At 43.4% G+C, this 17,649-nt stretch carries 13 protein-coding genes and 3 tRNA genes; 9 read left to right on the top strand and 7 right to left on the bottom strand.

Going from position 1 to position 17,649, the window contains the following annotated elements; all coding sequences use genetic code 11:
* Positions 1-245: 245 nt before the first annotated feature.
* The gene (locus TW84_RS03905) at positions 246-2,720 is read right to left on the bottom strand and encodes a hybrid sensor histidine kinase/response regulator (RefSeq protein WP_338061750.1); all 2,475 of its coding nucleotides are present in this window, start codon (positions 2,718-2,720) and stop codon (positions 246-248) included.
* Between the two features lie 715 nt (positions 2,721-3,435).
* Between TW84_RS03905 and ihfA the strand changes: the two genes are divergently transcribed.
* Positions 3,436-3,732, top strand: coding sequence for an integration host factor subunit alpha (ihfA, locus tag TW84_RS03900; protein WP_045974367.1), 297 nt, complete (start codon positions 3,436-3,438; stop codon positions 3,730-3,732).
* Between the two features lie 118 nt (positions 3,733-3,850).
* Here ihfA and TW84_RS03895 read toward each other — a convergent pair whose 3' ends face one another.
* Together TW84_RS03895 and yeiP are read right to left on the bottom strand one after the other, a co-directional pair.
* A complete protein-coding gene (locus TW84_RS03895) occupies positions 3,851-4,171 on the bottom strand; it encodes an HI1450 family dsDNA-mimic protein (protein ID WP_045974366.1) in 321 nt (106 codons plus the stop codon).
* Between the two features lie 2 nt (positions 4,172-4,173).
* The gene (gene yeiP / locus TW84_RS03890; protein ID WP_006962727.1) at positions 4,174-4,740 is read right to left on the bottom strand and encodes an elongation factor P-like protein YeiP; all 567 of its coding nucleotides are present in this window, start codon (positions 4,738-4,740) and stop codon (positions 4,174-4,176) included.
* Positions 4,741-4,876: 136 nt separating this feature from the next.
* On the opposite strand from yeiP, the gene TW84_RS03885 reads away from it, so the two are divergent.
* Entirely contained in the window at positions 4,877-5,644 is a 768-nt protein-coding gene (locus TW84_RS03885) for a nucleotidyltransferase domain-containing protein (RefSeq protein ID WP_045974365.1), read from the top strand.
* Between the two features lie 75 nt (positions 5,645-5,719).
* Here the strand turns inward: TW84_RS03885 and TW84_RS03880 are convergent, their stop codons facing one another.
* Positions 5,720-7,570, bottom strand: coding sequence for a leukocidin family pore-forming toxin (locus TW84_RS03880; protein ID WP_045974364.1), 1,851 nt, complete (start codon positions 7,568-7,570; stop codon positions 5,720-5,722).
* Between the two features lie 426 nt (positions 7,571-7,996).
* Here TW84_RS03880 and TW84_RS03875 point away from each other — a divergent pair, with 426 nt between their 5' ends.
* Positions 7,997-8,725 carry a substrate-binding periplasmic protein gene (locus TW84_RS03875; protein WP_045974363.1) on the top strand — a complete coding sequence of 243 codons (729 nt, stop codon included), beginning with the start codon at positions 7,997-7,999 and terminating at the stop codon, positions 8,723-8,725.
* 11 nt (positions 8,726-8,736) lie between these two features.
* On the opposite strand, the gene TW84_RS03870 is transcribed toward TW84_RS03875, so the two are convergent.
* From TW84_RS03870 to TW84_RS03860, 3 genes are all read right to left on the bottom strand, one after another.
* Positions 8,737-11,100: a DNA polymerase II gene (locus TW84_RS03870; protein ID WP_045974362.1), complete on the bottom strand. Its 2,364-nt coding sequence runs from the start codon at positions 11,098-11,100 to the stop codon at positions 8,737-8,739.
* A gap of 74 nt (positions 11,101-11,174) precedes the next feature.
* Complete coding sequence (locus TW84_RS03865) at positions 11,175-13,013, bottom strand: Lnb N-terminal periplasmic domain-containing protein (protein WP_240478137.1); 1,839 nt, start codon at positions 13,011-13,013, stop codon at positions 11,175-11,177.
* A gap of 134 nt (positions 13,014-13,147) precedes the next feature.
* Positions 13,148-13,633 carry a DUF3015 domain-containing protein gene (locus TW84_RS03860; protein WP_045974360.1) on the bottom strand — a complete coding sequence of 162 codons (486 nt, stop codon included), beginning with the start codon at positions 13,631-13,633 and terminating at the stop codon, positions 13,148-13,150.
* A 351-nt stretch (positions 13,634-13,984) separates the two neighbouring features.
* On the opposite strand from TW84_RS03860, the gene uvrY reads away from it, so the two are divergent.
* The 6 genes from uvrY to TW84_RS03830 all read left to right on the top strand — a co-directional run bounded on the left by uvrY (position 13,985) and on the right by TW84_RS03830 (position 17,644).
* Positions 13,985-14,629, top strand: a complete 645-nt coding sequence (uvrY, locus tag TW84_RS03855) for a UvrY/SirA/GacA family response regulator transcription factor (RefSeq protein ID WP_006962720.1) — start codon at positions 13,985-13,987, stop codon at positions 14,627-14,629.
* A complete protein-coding gene (uvrC, locus tag TW84_RS03850) occupies positions 14,629-16,461 on the top strand; it encodes an excinuclease ABC subunit UvrC (RefSeq protein ID WP_045974359.1) in 1,833 nt (610 codons plus the stop codon). Before uvrY ends, uvrC begins: the two co-directional genes overlap by 1 nt.
* A 78-nt stretch (positions 16,462-16,539) precedes the next feature.
* Entirely contained in the window at positions 16,540-17,097 is a 558-nt protein-coding gene (gene pgsA / locus TW84_RS03845; protein WP_045974358.1) for a CDP-diacylglycerol--glycerol-3-phosphate 3-phosphatidyltransferase, read from the top strand.
* Between the two features lie 236 nt (positions 17,098-17,333).
* Positions 17,334-17,407 (top strand) — tRNA-Cys (locus TW84_RS03840).
* Between the two features lie 3 nt (positions 17,408-17,410).
* Positions 17,411-17,486 (top strand) — tRNA-Gly (locus TW84_RS03835).
* A 71-nt stretch (positions 17,487-17,557) separates the two neighbouring features.
* Positions 17,558-17,644 (top strand) — tRNA-Leu (locus TW84_RS03830).
* Positions 17,645-17,649 lie beyond the last annotated feature (5 nt).

The raw sequence follows: 17,649 nt of genomic DNA, 5'->3' as shown, positions 1-17,649 counted from the left end.
GATAAAGTGACGGAGACAAATCATTGCCACTTTATCCTCGTTGATCACGTAGAAGCATAATGAGTGCCACAATCGAATAGGACTACACCACAATGAACTTTCATTCGCTGTATTAATCACTTAGAGAGTTCAATTTCGGTGTCAAATTTCAAACGCCAAATAATAATTGATACAAGAAAGATTGCTTTTGAGCATCACCTCTCGGCGCCCCGCATTTTGCGAGTCGTTTTGAAATTGCAATAGTGCTAGTGCACACAAGCAGACAACGCTGATGCCAGCATCTGACCCAATGCCTGCTTTGATGTGGGTTTGGATAAACGCCCATCCATAACTTCACTAATTCTTTTCAGTTCCTTTTCTCCCGATTCGCCTGACAGCGCAATGATGGGAAGAGACGGCTGAGAACGCTTGATTATAGTTGCTGCTTCAAATCCATCCATTATCGGCATTTGAATGTCCATAAATACGAGGCTAATTGGATTGTTCTCAATTACCTCAATGGCGACTTGTCCATTGTTTGCCAGTAGAACGTTATAACCCAATTGCTCAAGATAAAGCTTAGCGAGTGAAAGCTGAACTTGTTTGTCGTCTACAACGAGGATAAGAGGTTTCTCTGTAGTGGTTGTTGAATTGGCGATAGACGTGGGCAACGTTCTGACATCGTCAGAGCTTACAATCGCTTCTTTGGCGTGGAATTCCTCCTCTGTGTGTGAAGTAACAGGAAAACTCAAATAGAACCTTGTATATTCATCGACTTTCGAGTCGCATTGAATCTTTCCACCAAAGGCCTTCATGACTCGTTTGCAGTAACCTAACCCTAAACCACTCCCTCCAGTTTTATTGTGACTGAAAAAATCTTCGAATATACGTGCTAAGTAGATTTGAGGTATCCCAGGGCCTGTGTCCGTGAAAATGACATGATTTTGGAACCGTCCTTTTTCTGTCTGGATGATTACTTGGCTATCAGGATAAGAATCAAAGTAATAGATGGCATTGCGTAGCAAGTTGAACAAGACGAAATTGAATAAAGTTTGATTAATATTGGCTATAAAATCCTGCTCGACAGACACTTGTACGCGCTGGCGAAGCGATTTATCGTGGAAGCTGTACTGACTAACGGCAATATTAATGGCCGAAGCTATCGATAAAGGCACAACAGGTTCTTCAACCAATGATGGTTTACTGACTTCTCGAACTATTATGTCGATCAGTTGACGACCTCTATTTATGGCGTCTCTCCCCTTACTTAAGTGCTGAGCGAGCTGCTCTGGCGGTCGACTAAGTTCGATACCGTGATTTAAATGTTCGAATTCAAATTGCAGTTGTGCGAAAGGGCTTTGCATCTCATTGGCAATGGAGCTGGCGAGTGCTTGTGATTGTTTCACCTTCCGCTCGTGGTTTATGTACACCTGAACTTTTTTGAACACTCGCTCTAACGCAGATAGTTCTTCGTTGGAGAAATAGACGCCGCCACTTTTTGAGCTTGAAACTAGGACATGAGATAGTTTGTTTTGACGTTCATAGAGCGGTAAGACAAGGGCAGAGTTAGTTTCATTCATTCTATGATGGATAGCCCTAAGTGTTTGATCACATGATAGAAGTAAAGCCTCTTCAACTTCTTCGATAACGAGAGAACTACTGTTGTTTGCAAAATACGAGCGGTAGAGATCTGCACCATGAGAATCATCAAGCAAGCGAAGTTGATCTTTGGGAACTCCGAGATAAATCGCTAGTTGTTCCATGGCTATAGAAGGTGAACTCCTAAAGTCTACTTCTAGTTGAGAAATCTTGTCGACGGGGCACATCACATCCCCGTACAAGACTTGACTAACGCCCTTCCTAACCCATTTATAAAGTGTTTGCCATGTCATACCAACAATCAAAACAACAAATAGGAGCTCGAAGAGTTCTGCACTGTCACCGGAGAAGGGCAGCAATATTGCGCACGCATAGATGACGGCAGTTATTCCGATACTAAGAGCAACAAAACATATATATTTGGGACTATAAAACCTCGAAGTCAGCAGTGCATAACCCATCAAAAGCATTTCGCTGATTGAGAGCGTTGGTGGTAACCAAGTCAATGAGAAATCATCGAAGAAAAAAGTGACACCAACTTGAATGATAGCTGTGGAACACATGAAAATAGCGATGCCTAATATCATGTAGTTGATACGATTCCGTCTGATTTGACTTGTGCAATTTTTTAGGGACAGCAAATTAACAAGCGTCAGAAAAATGATGGTGGTAAAACCAAGAAAGAAGTATTTGGTAAAAGGGCCAAACTCTAATTGAAACTCACTCGGACCTAATATCTCTATACCGCTAACTGTCCACCCAGGGATCAGATTGACCACAACACCAAATATAGAAATAAACGCAACCAATACCCCTTGCCACTTCGGCGCAGATCGGCCTGTGTAGTGTTTGTGTAGCTTGGCGATAAAGCAACATGCGCAAGCAAAGGCAAGCGAGGTCGCTAAGTTGGCAATAATAGCCATGTTTATTGCCACTTCATCACTAAAATGCACAAGTAAGCCGGTATGAAAATAGCTATTGCTAAGAATCCATATGGAGACGCCAATTGAGTAGCAAATATAGTAGCTATACTGCCACAAACTCAGTGCTCCATGACGTTTGGCAAGTACTGTACAAAAGTACACAGCCCAAATCAGTACCAATAGGGCGGTTAAAATTAAAACCACCGCCTTGGTATACATAAGTTGACTCAATAAATAACTGAACATGATGTTCTGCTTTCACCAGTTTTGACGTTACGAACGTTGGCCCGAATTTTATTTGTAGTTATCGTCAATGTTCATTGGAAGCCTAGTAATTAACCAATGAGAAGGTGACAAAGTTTAAGCTACCCTCGGACGATATGTGTAGTGGTTCAACGCTTGGAAGTCTTGTGTACATGACAAAAAAAATTATGCAACCTGTTTTTTATTTGTGTCTGAGCTCTGTCTCATTATTTATATTAAAGTTTTCTAACCAGACGATTTACGGAGTGGATTCTGAGCGATTGTAGCTAAGTCAGGTTGCATGTTTTTAGTACGACATTTGGTATTGCGGTGAATTTAAAAGCAGATCATCTGGACTTAGGCGACGATAGAAATTGACCTTCACGTCAAAATGAAATTTTTTTGCCAACTATTTCAGTGCCTAATACTGACTAATTTGATTTTAGGGGTGATTTTTCATAAAAAACAAAAACTTAATAACCCTCTTGTGTCGTTTTAAGGATGAGAGGATTGATTTATCTGTTTGTTTTTTAAGATTAAAGTGCGTTCAATCAACAAAAAAGTTGGCGAAAATCAGAAGGTTGGCATACACTTTCCCAAGTAAAGCCGATATGTTGTTGATTGGCTGGGCAAAATGCTTTGGCGCTGTCAATTCGGCAGCATTGTTTAACACAGCTTTGAGGAAAGTTTTATGGCGCTCACAAAGGCCGATTTGGCTGAAAACCTGTTTGAGAAGCTCGGATACAGTAAACGGGATGCCAAGGAAACGGTTGAGGCGTTTTTCGAAGAAATTCGTAAGGCACTAGAGAGTGGCGAACAGGTAAAACTGTCTGGATTTGGTAACTTTGATCTTCGAGAAAAAAACGAACGTCCAGGTCGAAACCCAAAGACGGGTGAAGACATTCCAATCAGCGCTCGTCGCGTTGTCACCTTCCGCCCGGGGCAAAAACTAAAAGCCCGTGTAGAAAATGCCAAGGTAGAAGACTAACAAGCACACCGTTTGTCAGTTGAAACCGATAGAATTCTAGAAGACGAATTAGTCGATAGTTCGTCTTCTAGTTATTTCTAAAAATACCCATGTTGAAAGCTTGGGTATTTTATAGCATTTAGTCTCGCTTCCACAGCACGTGGCAGAACTTATGGTCCGGATCTCGGCTCACCAGTAAACGAGCGAAGACTTCATCTAAGACGTCATTCACTTCATTGACTAAGCCTATGCGGACTTCCGCGTACGTTTCCTTATCAACTTCAAAGCCAACATGACCAGACCAGTCATCGCCAGTTTCAACGAGTTCGGCAGCGCCACGATCATCAAATTGTGCAGTGAAAATAATAACGTCTGCTGCTTCCAGATTATCCGGAGCCATTTCTAGAAAGATGTCATAAGCCGTTTCAATGGTGTCATCGTAGGAGATCAGTTCGGACATAGTTACGCTCGGCTCATGTATTTACGTTCAGTAGTATTGATCACAATACGGTCGCCCGTTGCTATGTACTCAGGAACTTGAACGGTCAGACCTGTCGCGAAACGTGCGGGTTTCGTGCGCGCTGAAGCTGAAGCGCCTTTAATTGATGGATCAGTTTCTTCGATGACAAGCTCAACAGAGGCTGGAAGTTCCAGTCCTACTGCATTGCCATCAACGACAATGACGTGTAAACCTTGAATTTCTTCAGTGACAAACTGGAGCTCATCTTCAATTTCTTCTTTTTTGAAGGTGTACTGAGTGTAATCTTCGTTATCCATGAAGATGTATTCGTCACCATCAACGTAGGAGAAAGCGACAGCACGTTTAAACATATCCACCGTTTCAACTACGTCGTCGGATTTAAAGCGCTCATCAACGCGTCCACCTGTTGCAAGATCAGTACAACGCAGTTTATAGATTTTTGCGCCGCCGCGACCGCCCGGAGTGGTGACTTCGATATCTTTGATCAAGAGTGTTTTACCGCTAGATTCGATAGCAAAACCTTTTTTAAGTTCACTTGCCCTTGGCATAAAAATGTTTCCTTAATATGGAATGGAATCGTCGTATTATATACATAGTGTTTAAGGGAAGGAATATCTTGATTCATGCAGGCGAGTGGGCGAACATTAAGAAATCGAAGATCTAAAAATTATTGTTATCAACTAAATGCATCTTTCCATTATCGATCCGAATCAACCTTTTCAAGCAAGGTATCAGCCTGCCATCAACGATCTTATCGCTTTTCTTAAAGGGGGACTGGGCGATAATCTACACAGTGTTTACCTTTATGGTAGTGTTGCTCGCAAGCGAGCGACGCCTAATCGTTCAAATCTCGATGTTTTAGTGGTGACCAATGAGAGCTTTAGTGATGTTAGAACGACCCTATTCAATTCGATAAAATGGCGTTTTCAGAAATCTTATCCCTTTATTAAAGATGTCTCCTTGAAGAACACGCTCGTAAAAGAAGTCGCCAGTTTGGAGAGCATATTTTCTTGGGGCTTCCAGTTACGCCACTGCTCGGTGTGCATTTATGGCGAAGACCTCTCTGAATGCTTTGGTGATTATGAGCCAAGTTGGGAAATTGCCAAACATTGGAATATGGATGTGGAAGATTGGGTAGCCGTTTACCGTAATCGCATTGCTCGCTCCGCAACGCCAGAGGAACAGTCAAAAGCGCAGATAGTGATTGCTAAGAAGCTTTTGCGTGCGAGTTATTCCTTGGTGATGTACAAAGACAAGAATTGGTTTGATGATCCTATCGAGTGCGGCCAGAATTTTTTACGCTATTACCCAGATAAACAAGTCGAAATTGAACGGTTAGGAATTTTACTCACCGGACGGGTGATCGCAAAGCGCTCTGTCATTGGTATCCTTGATGGTTTCGGTGAGTGGTTGGCTAAGCAGTACAAAAAAACCGAATTTAAAATAGGCTGAGATATTGATGACGCGGCAATAAAAGCCTCACTGTCTTTTATTGCCGCTCAACCACCCACTTAGGTATGTGGCTGATTACTTATACGAGTTGGTTTCTACCGTAGAAGGATCAAAAACATTGACATATCGTGTGTACATCTTTGTGCTGAGGCTAGACTTTGATTCTGCATCGACAGTCATGCTGAGTTCACCAGTCTGCTTATCGTGTGTCAGATAATGGTCGAGGTGGGCACTCTTTAAACTATCTTGCTTAGCTTCTTCTTCCCAACTCCACTTTTGTGTGAGGCTAAAGTTGCACGGCTGAGCTCGGTTTAGGTCAGCACTGTCTAAGCAATATTCTGTATTGTATGCGCTAATATACTGACCATCTCGATTGTAGATGAAAGCTTGTTGGTTATCGTATTCATCACACTCTTTAGCCGAGATCTGCTGTTGCGTATCGATAGCCAGACATTGGTTCTTGAAGCCGCCCAGTTGTAGATTAACTGGCCTGCCGCCAGTGAACACGGGGTGGTCCCAATCAACCACAAAATTAATGTTCTTGTTGACGCTATTGATTTGGTGATCGTCGTCTTTAGCGTAGTAAGTTCGTACTCCAAAGAATGGCGTCACGTTCGTCATATACCTAAAACCAGTGATGTCGACAGTGGAGTCAATATCAAATTTGGTGTTTCCCGTCGCATCAGGGTCTGCAGAGTAAATGACTTCCATTTTTGGTAGGAAGCTTGCGTGTCCCATTTTGTTGATACGACTTTCATCTACAGGTAGTGTGATTCCCGCAGTATAGCCATGAATCGTGGTTACCATCACTGACTCCGCGGTTGGGTATTGCTCCCTTGCCCACTCGAAACCCACATGCTGAGGGCCATTTGAATGACGATCGACTCGATAGTCATTGGTTTCAAAGGATAACCATTTTGATTCTGTCCAGTTCGCTGAAGCTTCGAGTTTGCCTTTTGCACCGTCACTACTTGCGTCACCTCCCGCTACCACACCAAATGAAAAGGTCGAAATCTCACGGTTTGTGTAATTCTTATTTAAATTGCTTTTAGGCACAGTGCGCAGGATACGAGCTTTTTCATTTGAAGCATTGAAATTGAAATCATAACTTTGCGCGAGAGCTGTGGTCACCATCTCATGTTCGTCACCGCCCTCAGGCCAAGGTATACCGCGTGTATGAAGTAGAATGTTGCCGAAGTTTCGGTTCAGTTGAATACCCGCACCGGTCGTTGAATCGTCAATTGCAATTCTCACTATTTTGGCATCAGGTGTTGCGCTTCCTTGGGTTCCAAATGGTAATGAACGCTGCAGTGTCACCTGATAAATCAGAGAAATATGGGCATTGTCACACATGCCTGTACTTTTTACGGGGCCTTGGTAAGTATTCCATGTAGGGTTACATGCTGCATCACTGATGGCGCGTGTCGCCTCGATGTAAAAAGCGACCCTAGGTATGCTGTTGTCTACCTCTGCAAGAGGGGAGATGCTTTTCTTTACTCGGCGTGGTTTTGGTTTGTATTCAAGACGTTTAAGGTTGGTGTCATCAGATCCGTCCAACTGACTAAACAGGAGTTTATCTTTGTGTTCACTAATGATTAGCATATCTCCGAGAGTCAATAACCCTAAGCTTCTACGGAGCTTATCTTGAGCTATTTTTTTGTCAGATTCTTGTTCTATGTTGCTAAAGTCGATCAAATAGCGTTTGTTCTCCGTTAAAACCTGAGTTTTTACTTGGGATAATGTCGGTGGTGTGCTGTTTCCGTTGACGAGATTTTCAGCATTGATGTAATTCACCGCACTTGAATCTTGTAAGGCACTGAGAATATTAATGGCTGCTCCAGCAGGCTCGTCAAATTCTGATGCCCAAATGTTGGTACTCAAAACGCCTGATAAAGCTATTAGAAGCAGGTTGAATTGTCTTTTCATACTATCTCTCTTGTTATTTGAGGACACAAACCTGAACGTTGGCAATCTGGACACCAATGAATTTGATAACGGGAATAGTCAAGATTTGTGTGATTCGCTAGGTTTGGCCAAAATATAGATTTAAGCAGCACCGAATGTTCAAATGGTGGTTGCATGTCGTTAATAGTACAAATAGGGTTAAAAATGGGTTAAAAATCGCCAGTAAAGATACAGGTTAAATGATCAAGTTGTTGATTTTGAACGAGTGTCTCACACTGTTGGAGGTTAACTCATGAATGGCGGTGCGTCACTCGCTGTGCGAGCAATAGAGAGCGTACATCGATGAGTGCAAGCGGAGGCTGAAATCACAAAGGGCGGTTGGCTCGACTATACTTGCCAGAGTGATGGACTCTTTACCCTGTCGGAGTTACTTTGAATGTTCGGTTGATGTTTACGACTCTTTATTTAGTCTCTGCATATGTTTTTGCAGGTCCGGATGTCATTAAATTAACTAACGGTGAATGGCCTCCTTATTTGTCGAAATCTTTACCAAATGGTGGGCCATCATCGCAAGTTATTGTTGAGACATACAAACTCCAAGGTATAGAGGTGATTTGGGGTTGGTACCCGTGGCAACGGTCTTACGTTCTAGCTGAAGAAGGCCAATATGACGGAACAGTGATTTGGTCTGAAAACAAAAAGCGTCAAGCTGCCTTCCTCTACACCCTTCCTATATTAGAAGAACGTCGTGTTTTGTTTCATCTGGATGATAAAACCGTTGACTGGAATACGTTGAGCGATCTGAGTGAATATGAGATTGGTGGAACTATTGGTTATGAATATTCACAACAATTCCAAGAGGCTGAACAGCAAGGCGTGATTAATGTTCAACGTATAGCAAAAGAGGTCGGGAATTTTAAAAAGCTGCTAGCCAACCGAGTAGACTTAGTTATTGCGACCGAAAGTGTTGGTTATGCCCTAATTCGTAACAGCCTTTCTGTTGAAGAAGCCAAGAGAATTACTCATGCTAGAAAGCCCATCGATTCGCAAAAATGGAGTGTACTTATCTCAAATAACAGCCCTCGTCAAAGGTACTTTGTAGAGCAGTTTAACCTAGGCCTTGAGAAACTAATTGCATCTGGCCGTTATGAGGAGATAATGAAAGACGCTAAATAGTTTGTTCATTGTCAGAACAAACCTAGTTGTGGCTCACTAAGTGTCGAGAAATCAAGGCCAATAAATGGCAAGATGGCTTCGGCAACCGGTTTGAGTTGTTTATCAATGTAGTGCTGATAGTCGATGGCGCTTTTTTGGTATTCTTTGGGTTCAGGTCCTGAAATAGTGATGACGTATTCAATTCTACCTTTGTTTTGATACTGTAATGGACGACCGAGTTGGCCGTTTATTGCATCCGCCATTCTGGCTGCGCGTACCTGTGGGGGAATGTTTTTCTGGTACTCATGAAGCTTTCTTCTCAGTCGCTTTTGATAAATCAGCTTATCATCGAGATCTCCAGCTTTTGTTTGCTCGACAAATCCGCGAATATATTCACTCGGATTCTCACCATGAAATACCATTGAGTACAGTGTTTTTTGGAACTCTTGTGCTAGTGGGGTCCAGTCTGTCCGTGCACTTTCTAATCCTTTAAAAATCAGCCGCTCATTTTCTCCTTCACCAATAAGTCCAGCATAACGTTTTTTTGACCCTGTTTCCTGCCCGCGAATTGTTGGCATTAAGAACTTTTTGTAGTGTGTTTCATACTCTAACTCCAAAATTGAGTTGAGGTTGTACTCACTACGTAAGTGATTCGTCCACCATTCGTTGATATGGTCTACGAGCTGGTGGCCAATCTTATCGGCTTGTTGTTGAGAAAATTGCCCGTTTAACGATACAAACGTCGAATCGGTATCCCCATAAATTACTTGATAGCCTTTATTCTCGATAAGTACTTTTGTCTGCTTCATGATTTCGTGACCACGCATAGTGATACTTGACGCCAAGCGAGTATCAAAGAAGCGACAGCCAGAAGATCCCAGTACCCCATAGAACGAGTTCATGATGATCTTAATTGCTTGTGAGAACGCCTTTTCGTTGTTTTTCTTGGCGATATCGCGCGCCGCCCACAGGTTTTCGATCATCTCGGGCAAAAAGTGTTTACTACGATGAAATTGACCGCCACGAAATCCTTCAACAGCCTGATTCTCTTGTTTACCCACGTCCAATTTCAACCCTTCGATCAAACCCATCGGGTCAATTAGGAAAGAGCGAATAATGGAAGGGTACAGGCTCTTAAAATCCAGAACTAACACCGAATCATATAGGTTCGGAATGGAGTCCATGACGTAGCCTCCTGGGCTAGCCAACCAGTTTTCAGATTGTAGGTTAGGGGCAATGTACCCAGCACGATGGATTTGTGGCAGGTAAAGGTTGGTAAATGCAGCGACCGAACCGCCGACACGGTCCAGCTCAACACCAGTCAGTTTAGAGCGTTCAATGGCGAACTCAAGCAAGTGGGTGTGGGCAAAAATCTTGTTGACCAGAACACAATCTTGCAGGTTGTACTTTGCAAGTGAGGGCTTATCCTTTTTGAACATGTAATTGATTTCGTCCATTCGATCATGAACATTGTGGATTTGCTTACCCTCGCCGAGTAACTCCTGAGAAACCGATTCAAGCGACCAGCTTCGAAAGTGATAAGTGGCGGTTTTTAGCGTATCGATACCATCTAAAACCACGCGACCTGGGATTGATATGAATGCTTGTTGAGTGTTACTTGAGGTGCGAAAAAAACTCGCTTGGTTGTCACGGCCTATAGCCAGCCGAACTTTGTTCAACTCAGCCCGTTTATGCAGGAGTCGAAAATCGAAATCGATTACATTCCACCCGATGATGACGTCAGGATCAAATCGTTCAAACCATGAGATTAAAGTGAGCAGGAGTTGTTTTTCATCTTTGACCCATTCGATATTCGTGCACGCCTCTTGCGGTTCACCTATCATGACCACTCGGCTGTCCATCGGGCTATCGAGTCCGATAGAGTACAGAACGCCTTTCTCTGAACATTCAATATCGAGCGAGACGACCTTCAGCTGAGGGATATAGTCCCCCTGACGACATTTGACGCTTGAAAAGCGAGTGTAGCCCTTTCTAGGTTGGGGGTGACCGGTAAATTCGACACTGCCTTGAACAAAGCGCTCCATTAAGTATCGATCTGCAAGGCGTATATCGTCTTCGAGTACAAGAATTTCGTGATGTTTGAACTTCTGACTTAGCCGTTGCCCGTCTTTAACGGTTAAGCAGTAACAAGCCGCAAGTTCTACGTCATCAAAGCTATGCAGCGCCAAAGGTTTTATCTCAGCCTGAATTGATAACTCTTGAATTAGAGTTTGGCATTGCTTGATATTGTCTTGAGGAATAAAGAAGACGGGTTTCTCTCCGGGTATAACAAGCTGTACAGGCCCATTATCAGTAGATAACCATAAATCGATCTGAGTTTGACCAGAAACATCTCTGGCGTGACGGGTAAGTAGGAAGCCTTGTTGGACGGACATTTGTACTGCTCTAAATGAAAACCAAGCAACGGATGAAGCTTGGTTTCACTAGCTTAGCATAAGCCGGCTCACTCTTAATAATAGATAAAGCCAGTAAGTTTGGCGCCAATGTTCTCAGACTGCCAACTTTGATAACTCAATTGTGTTCGCACAGCAAAGTTGCGATCAAAGCTCCAGTTCCAGCTTGCATCAATGTCGACATGGCTCTCTTCCGGAGAACTTACCAGCGCCATAGTTTGAGCTTGTAATCCTATTCTATGATTGCGGCCAGCTTGGAAAATTATACCCGCTTCCAAGCCGACTCCAGGGGTTGCGTCATATTCGGTCAGATTGCCGCCACTGACTGCACCTGACAAGAGAGTGTATACGTGGACTTTGTCTGGTGAGCCCCAAGCCTTGCCAAAGCCGCCCTGTCCGAACCATCTGCCTGCCATCTTATTAGACATAGGCTGGCGGTCAAAACCAGTACGAATATTCCAAGCCCAACTGTCGAACACTCTATTACTTGGCGCCAGCGCCATTGTGTCGATAAAGTAAAATCGATCCAGCCGAGCAGTGCCTTGCTGATCAACGCTCACTTGAGTATCTAAAAAATTAATCTGTGCGCCGGGTATGAAGCCATCCTGTGAATCAAGCAAATCATGATACGCCGCTCTCCATTCAATAGTGGCTTGATTATTGTACTCATCCCAGTACTGGTAGCTCAGTCCGATACGAGCGGAAGCATGCCCTTTTTCTGGTGGGACGTCAGGTTGCAGTACTGGGGTAAAAGGAGATTCAACTTTGATTCTACTGCGTAGATAGAGCAACTTAGTCAATCGTTTGGCTGTTGGGTCTCGCTCTAAACCGGAGTCATACAATTGAAAGTTCAACCACTCATAGGCGAGCTCTAGAATTGCTGCTCGTTCTTTATCTGAGAATTCATTTTCACTCGGGTACTCGCCTTGTGTCGCTTTTTTTGCAGCCTCGAATATTTTCTCATCGGCTTCATTGGCTTGATGTAGCAATCTGGTGCCAAATGCTTCGCGATATTGAGGCTCTTCCAATAATCCGCTTTCCGCTAAGGCATAAACCGTATCTGATGGAATAGCTTGTACAGAGAAGTTTTTGGTTAAGCGCAAATCTTCCCGAGCGACATCTAACAGAGACAGCAATTGATAAGAACAATTTTCGTCTAAGAAATAGTAATCGAACTCTGCTCTTTGCATCTCCCATAAGTGTAATAGAACTCGATTGACTTCGTCCTCCGTGAGTTTAAGTTTGTACTCCCAAATGTCTCTGGATTCGATGTCGTTGTATTCACGAACTTTTCGATAATATGGCATCACGGTGTAACGACCGGGATAGCTGCCGATCAACCCCTTGATGGCAAAAAGAGCGGGGTTGTCATCTGTTTCAGGTTCAGCAGCAAAATTAATAGCAAAGGCTACCAATTCTTTATGTCTGGTTTGATCCTTAGCATCGACACGCAATAGAGTGTGACCAAACATCGAAGAAGGGTTATTCATAAATGCGGTTGGGAAAACCAGCGTAAGACCCGCCGGATCGATGGCTTGGCTCCAAGTTTCCAATTCTGGGCAATTCAATATCGCCTCACGACTTTGTTGTTGCTCAAGCCAATGATAGCGCGCGGGGTATTGGCACTGAGTTTCTAATGCCAGTTGCTTATCTTCGGAATAGAGTTGATCGATGGTTGCCTCGAGCTCAGCTCTAGGAGAGTACTTTCCTTGCTCTGAAAGAAAAAACTCGCTTTTATCGACGGTACTCTCGTATCCATTGATAAACGTAGGCAAATAGTGTCCCAGCTTATGCCAGTAAGAGTGCTTGGAAAGCTGTTCTACATCGAATTCGTTAGCGGTCGAGGTAAAAGGTAGCAACAAGCTAACGCCACACAACAATGAAATTTTTAGCACATAGGACTTCATCTAATACAGTCTTACAGTTTGGTTTATCTTCTACTTTCAGTGCTAGGGTACAGCAAAGTGAAGGGAGGTTTAGGGTGATGCTAAAAAGGTGCCCAGAAAGGCACCTTTTAGAAAGGTACTGATTAAATAGCGTAACCCGCTAGTTGTGTGTTTTCAGCAACAACGTTGTTCAGGTTTACAAACACTTCTTGAGAGGTGACATTTTCAGATTTGAAAACCTTTGCAAAGTTTTCCTGAGCTAGTGTGTTGAATGTTGCTTTGTCAGCTTCATTAATACCCCATACCTCAGAAAGCGTTGCGAGAGTTTCGCCTTCGCCTTTAGCAATGTCACGTGCTAGGTTGTCCATGTTTCCATCAATGAACATCGCTAGCTTTTGAGATGATGAAATCGTACCTGTGCCGTCACAGCCTAGAGTACCAAAAGTGATACCAAAAGTCTGGTTGCCAGAAGTACCGTTAGTTGTAGCGGCTAGGATTTTAGATACCTTACCTGAATTACCATCGAATACCATAGTACCCAAACCACAACCAATATCATTGTCTGCAAGTGCCAGATTAGACATAGGAAGAGTTGTTGCTAGGGCTGCCACTGCTAGAAGCTTTTTCATAACATATCCTTATAAGATTACATTCAAAGTGTATTTTTTATTTGTGCAACAATGTGTATTGCACTGTGTATTATTAAGTGAAGTTAGCTTCATTTTCAATATTAAGACTTGTGTTGTGTGTCCCCATGCGGCTTTTTGAAGCACAAGCGCAATGTATGACTTAAGTTATTGATAAATATATCACTAGTGTGTTAAGCAGCAGATATGAAAATAAGTACTTGCTAAAGTTTGCGTTAGAGCACATATTCAGAGTAAGTAAAAAATGTAATTTGAGTTAAAATAGGCTGCCATGCTGTTATCCGCTATTAAAGAGTGGGTGCAGAGCCAATCAAGAAGTGTGGAGATACAAGTTTGATAAGTGTTTTCCTTGTAGATGATCACGAGCTGGTTCGCACAGGGATACGACGTATTATTGAAGACGTCCGTGGAATGAACGTAGCAGGGGAAGCTGAAAGCGGTGAAGACGCAGCGAAATGGTGTCGTAGCAATCATGCCGATGTCATTTTGATGGATATGAATATGCCAGGTATTGGTGGCTTAGAGGCAACCAAGAAAATCTTGCGTTTCAATCCTGATGTGAAAATCATCGTTTTAACTGTTCATACGGAAAATCCGTTTCCAACTAAAGTGATGCAAGCAGGTGCCGCGGGTTACCTGACTAAAGGTGCGGGGCCAGATGAAATGGTCAACGCAATTCGTGTGGTCAATAGCGGCCAGCGTTATATTTCTCCTGAAATTGCTCAGCAGATGGCGCTTAGCCAATTCTCTCCAGCATCAGAAAATCCTTTTGCCGATCTTTCCGAGCGTGAATTACAAATCATGATGATGATCACCAAAGGGCAGAAAGTGACTGATATTTCAGAGCAGCTGAATTTGAGCCCGAAAACGGTCAACAGTTACCGCTACCGCTTGTTCAATAAACTGGATATCAGCGGTGACGTAGAGTTGACTCATCTAGCCATTCGCCATGGAATGTTAGATACCGAGACATTGTAGTGACCGCCACATTCGACTCGGCTTCCTTTCTAAAAACCGTTACTAATCAGCCCGGCGTGTACAGAATGTATAACGCCGAGGCTGTTGTCATTTACGTAGGAAAAGCCAAAGACCTCAAAAAGCGCCTTTCTAGCTATTTCCGTAAGAAAGTAGACAGCGAAAAAACACGAGCTTTAGTCAGTAATATTGATAAGATTGATGTTACGGTGACGCACACCGAAACAGAAGCTCTGATACTTGAACACAACTACATTAAGCAGTATTTACCCAAATACAATGTATTACTGCGTGATGACAAATCATATCCTTACATCTTTGTCAGCGGCCATAAGCACCCGAGGCTATCGATGCATCGCGGAGCAAAAAAGCGCAAAGGTGAATACTTTGGGCCTTACCCTGACTCGGGAGCGGTTCGGGAAACGCTGCACTTAATTCAAAAAATTTTCCCGGTTCGACAATGTGAAGATACGGTTTACAGTAATCGAACTCGGCCTTGTCTGATGTACCAAATTGGCCGATGTGCGGGGCCATGTGTTAGCAGTATTATCTCCGATGAAGATTATGCCGAGTTGGTGGGTTTTGTTCGTTTGTTCCTGCAAGGAAAAGATCAGCAGGTTTTAACAACATTGGTTGAAAAAATGGAGCTAGCCAGTAAAAATCTTAAGTTTGAAGACGCGGCAAAGTTTAGAGACCAAATTCAAGCGATACGCCGTGTTCAGGAGCAGCAATTTGTTTCTGAAGACTCTCAAGATGATATGGACGTCCTAGGCTTTGCTCAAGAAAATGGCATTGCCTGTATCCATATTCTGATGATTCGCCAAGGTAAAATTTTAGGCAGTCGTAGCCATTTCCCTAAGATTCCCAATGATACGACTCAGGAAGAAGTGTTTTATAGTTTTTTGAGCCAGTATTATCTGAGCCACAACGAAGCACGAACGATCCCGACACGAATCATCCTTAACTCCGGCCTGATGGAAGAATCGCTGCCATTACAAGAAGCTCTAGGCGAGATTGCCGGACGTAAAGTCCATTTTCATGTTAACCCAACGGGGACTCGTGGACGTTATCTTAAGCTGTCGAATACCAACGCACTGACTGCAATTACTACTAAAATCAACCACAAGATGACAATATCCCAACGCTTTAAAGAGTTACGGGAAGTCTTAGGTATGGATATCATCACTCGTATGGAATGTTTCGATATATCGCATACAATGGGAGAAAGTACGATTGCTTCCTGTGTTGTGTTTAATCAAGAAGGGCCAGTTAAGCAGGAATACCGTCGCTACAATATTACTGGAATTACCGGTGGTGATGATTACGCCGCGATGGGACAAGCGCTTGAGCGGCGTTACTCCAAGCAGCTAGATGTAGAAAAAATCCCGGATATTGTGTTTATTGATGGGGGGAAAGGGCAGCTTAACCGAGCATTTGAAATCATTTCACAGTATTGGGGAGATTGGCCTAAACGGCCACGTTTGATTGGTATTGCGAAAGGAGTGACGCGTAAACCAGGATTGGAAACTTTGATTACCACAGATGGTGAAGAGTTCAACTTGCCTAGTGATGCACCAGCTCTACATTTAATGCAACATATCCGTGATGAAAGCCATAACCATGCCATTGCGGGGCATAGAGCTAAGCGTGGAAAAACAAGAAGAACCAGTGCCTTGGAAGGCATTGAAGGGGTGGGGCCGAAACGTCGTCAGGCATTGCTCAAATACATGGGGGGATTACAGGAACTTCAACGTGCTAGCGTTGAAGAAATCGCCAAAGTTCCAGGGATTAGTGTTTCTTTGGCAGAAAACATTTATCAAGCATTGAAACAATAGGAAAAATCCCGCACCATAAGAGCCCTGTTTTTAAGCAGTGAACAGAGCAATACGCAAACGATAAGAGCCTCAATAAATATGCGTTTAAATATCCCTAACATTTTATCTTTGTTACGACTTTTCCTTATTCCAGTATTTGTCGTGGTTTTTTATCTTCCTTACAGTTGGGCACCTTTTGCAGCGGCAATGGTGTTCTGGGTTGCAGGGTTCACGGACTGGCTAGATGGAATGTTAGCGCGAAAGTTGGGGCAAACCTCCCGTTTTGGTGCTTTTATCGATCCTGTTGCTGATAAAGTCCTTGTCGCGACCGCTCTGATTCTTGTCACTGAACACTACCATTCCATTTGGGTAACAATTCCTGCTGTGACTATGATTGCTCGAGAAATCATTATTTCTGCATTGCGTGAATGGATGGCAGAAATCGGTAAACGTGCCAGTGTGGCAGTTTCATGGGTAGGTAAAGTAAAAACGCTGAGCCAAATGTTTGCTTTATGGGTGCTTATCTGGCGTTATGATGATTGGATGGTTTGGTTAGGTTACGCCGCGCTTTATGTTGCGACCGTATTGACCTATTGGTCTATGGCACAGTATTTAATGGCAGCCAAAGACGACCTTCTCAGTGAAGAGCATCATTAAAGAAAACGGGCAATAGCCCGTTTTTTTATGCCTCTCATCTACTTTGTTTAAGTTAACTTGGTCAAAATCAAAAGAATTTTGAGAGTAAATTAATCAAATTAGAAGCTTTTGACTGTTAATTAGACAAACGATTCAAAAAATTAAAAATAGTGTTGACTCATTAGTTCGAATCCGTAGAATGCATCCCGTACCCAAGAGGAACGCAGCAAAATAAGCGATACGATTGGTGTTACGAAGGCGCGTTGGCAGAGTGGCTATGCAGCGGATTGCAAATCCGTGGACCTCGGTTCGACTCCGGGACGCGCCTCCATTTGCGACACTAGCTCAGTTGGTAGAGCGCAACCTTGCCAAGGTTGAGGTCACGAGTTCGAACCTCGTGTGTCGCTCCAAATTTTATGATGCCGATTTCTAATGGGTCGATGTCAAAGATGGTGTCTCCATCACAAATTTAGATTTGTGTGCCCTGGTGGTGGAATTGGTAGACACAAGGGATTTAAAATCCCTCGGCGTTCGCGCTGTGCCGGTTCAAGTCCGGCCCGGGGCACCATCTAA

Origin of the sequence: Vibrio neptunius, assembly GCF_000967495.1 — a bacterium.
GTDB lineage: Bacteria > Pseudomonadota > Gammaproteobacteria > Enterobacterales > Vibrionaceae > Vibrio > Vibrio neptunius.
Note: the sequence above shows the minus strand (reverse complement) of the source record. Positions and strands in the feature narration are given on the sequence as shown.

Excerpts from the sequence above, each read along its gene's own strand:
- TW84_RS03885 (WP_045974365.1), top strand. The coding sequence starts at position 4,877 with ATGCATCTTTCCATTATCGATCCGAATCAACCTTTTCAAGCAAGGTAT.
- TW84_RS03870 (WP_045974362.1), bottom strand. The coding sequence starts at position 11,100 with ATGTCCGTCCAACAAGGCTTCCTACTTACCCGTCACGCCAGAGATGTT.
- TW84_RS03895 (WP_045974366.1), bottom strand. The coding sequence starts at position 4,171 with ATGTCCGAACTGATCTCCTACGATGACACCATTGAAACGGCTTATGAC.
- TW84_RS03905 (WP_338061750.1), bottom strand. The coding sequence starts at position 2,720 with ATGTATACCAAGGCGGTGGTTTTAATTTTAACCGCCCTATTGGTACTG.
- TW84_RS03880 (WP_045974364.1), bottom strand. The coding sequence starts at position 7,570 with ATGAAAAGACAATTCAACCTGCTTCTAATAGCTTTATCAGGCGTTTTG.
- pgsA (WP_045974358.1), top strand. The coding sequence starts at position 16,540 with ATGCGTTTAAATATCCCTAACATTTTATCTTTGTTACGACTTTTCCTT.
- TW84_RS03875 (WP_045974363.1), top strand. The coding sequence starts at position 7,997 with ATGTTTACGACTCTTTATTTAGTCTCTGCATATGTTTTTGCAGGTCCG.
- yeiP (WP_006962727.1), bottom strand. The coding sequence starts at position 4,740 with ATGCCAAGGGCAAGTGAACTTAAAAAAGGTTTTGCTATCGAATCTAGC.
- TW84_RS03860 (WP_045974360.1), bottom strand. The coding sequence starts at position 13,633 with ATGAAAAAGCTTCTAGCAGTGGCAGCCCTAGCAACAACTCTTCCTATG.
- ihfA (WP_045974367.1), top strand. The coding sequence starts at position 3,436 with ATGGCGCTCACAAAGGCCGATTTGGCTGAAAACCTGTTTGAGAAGCTC.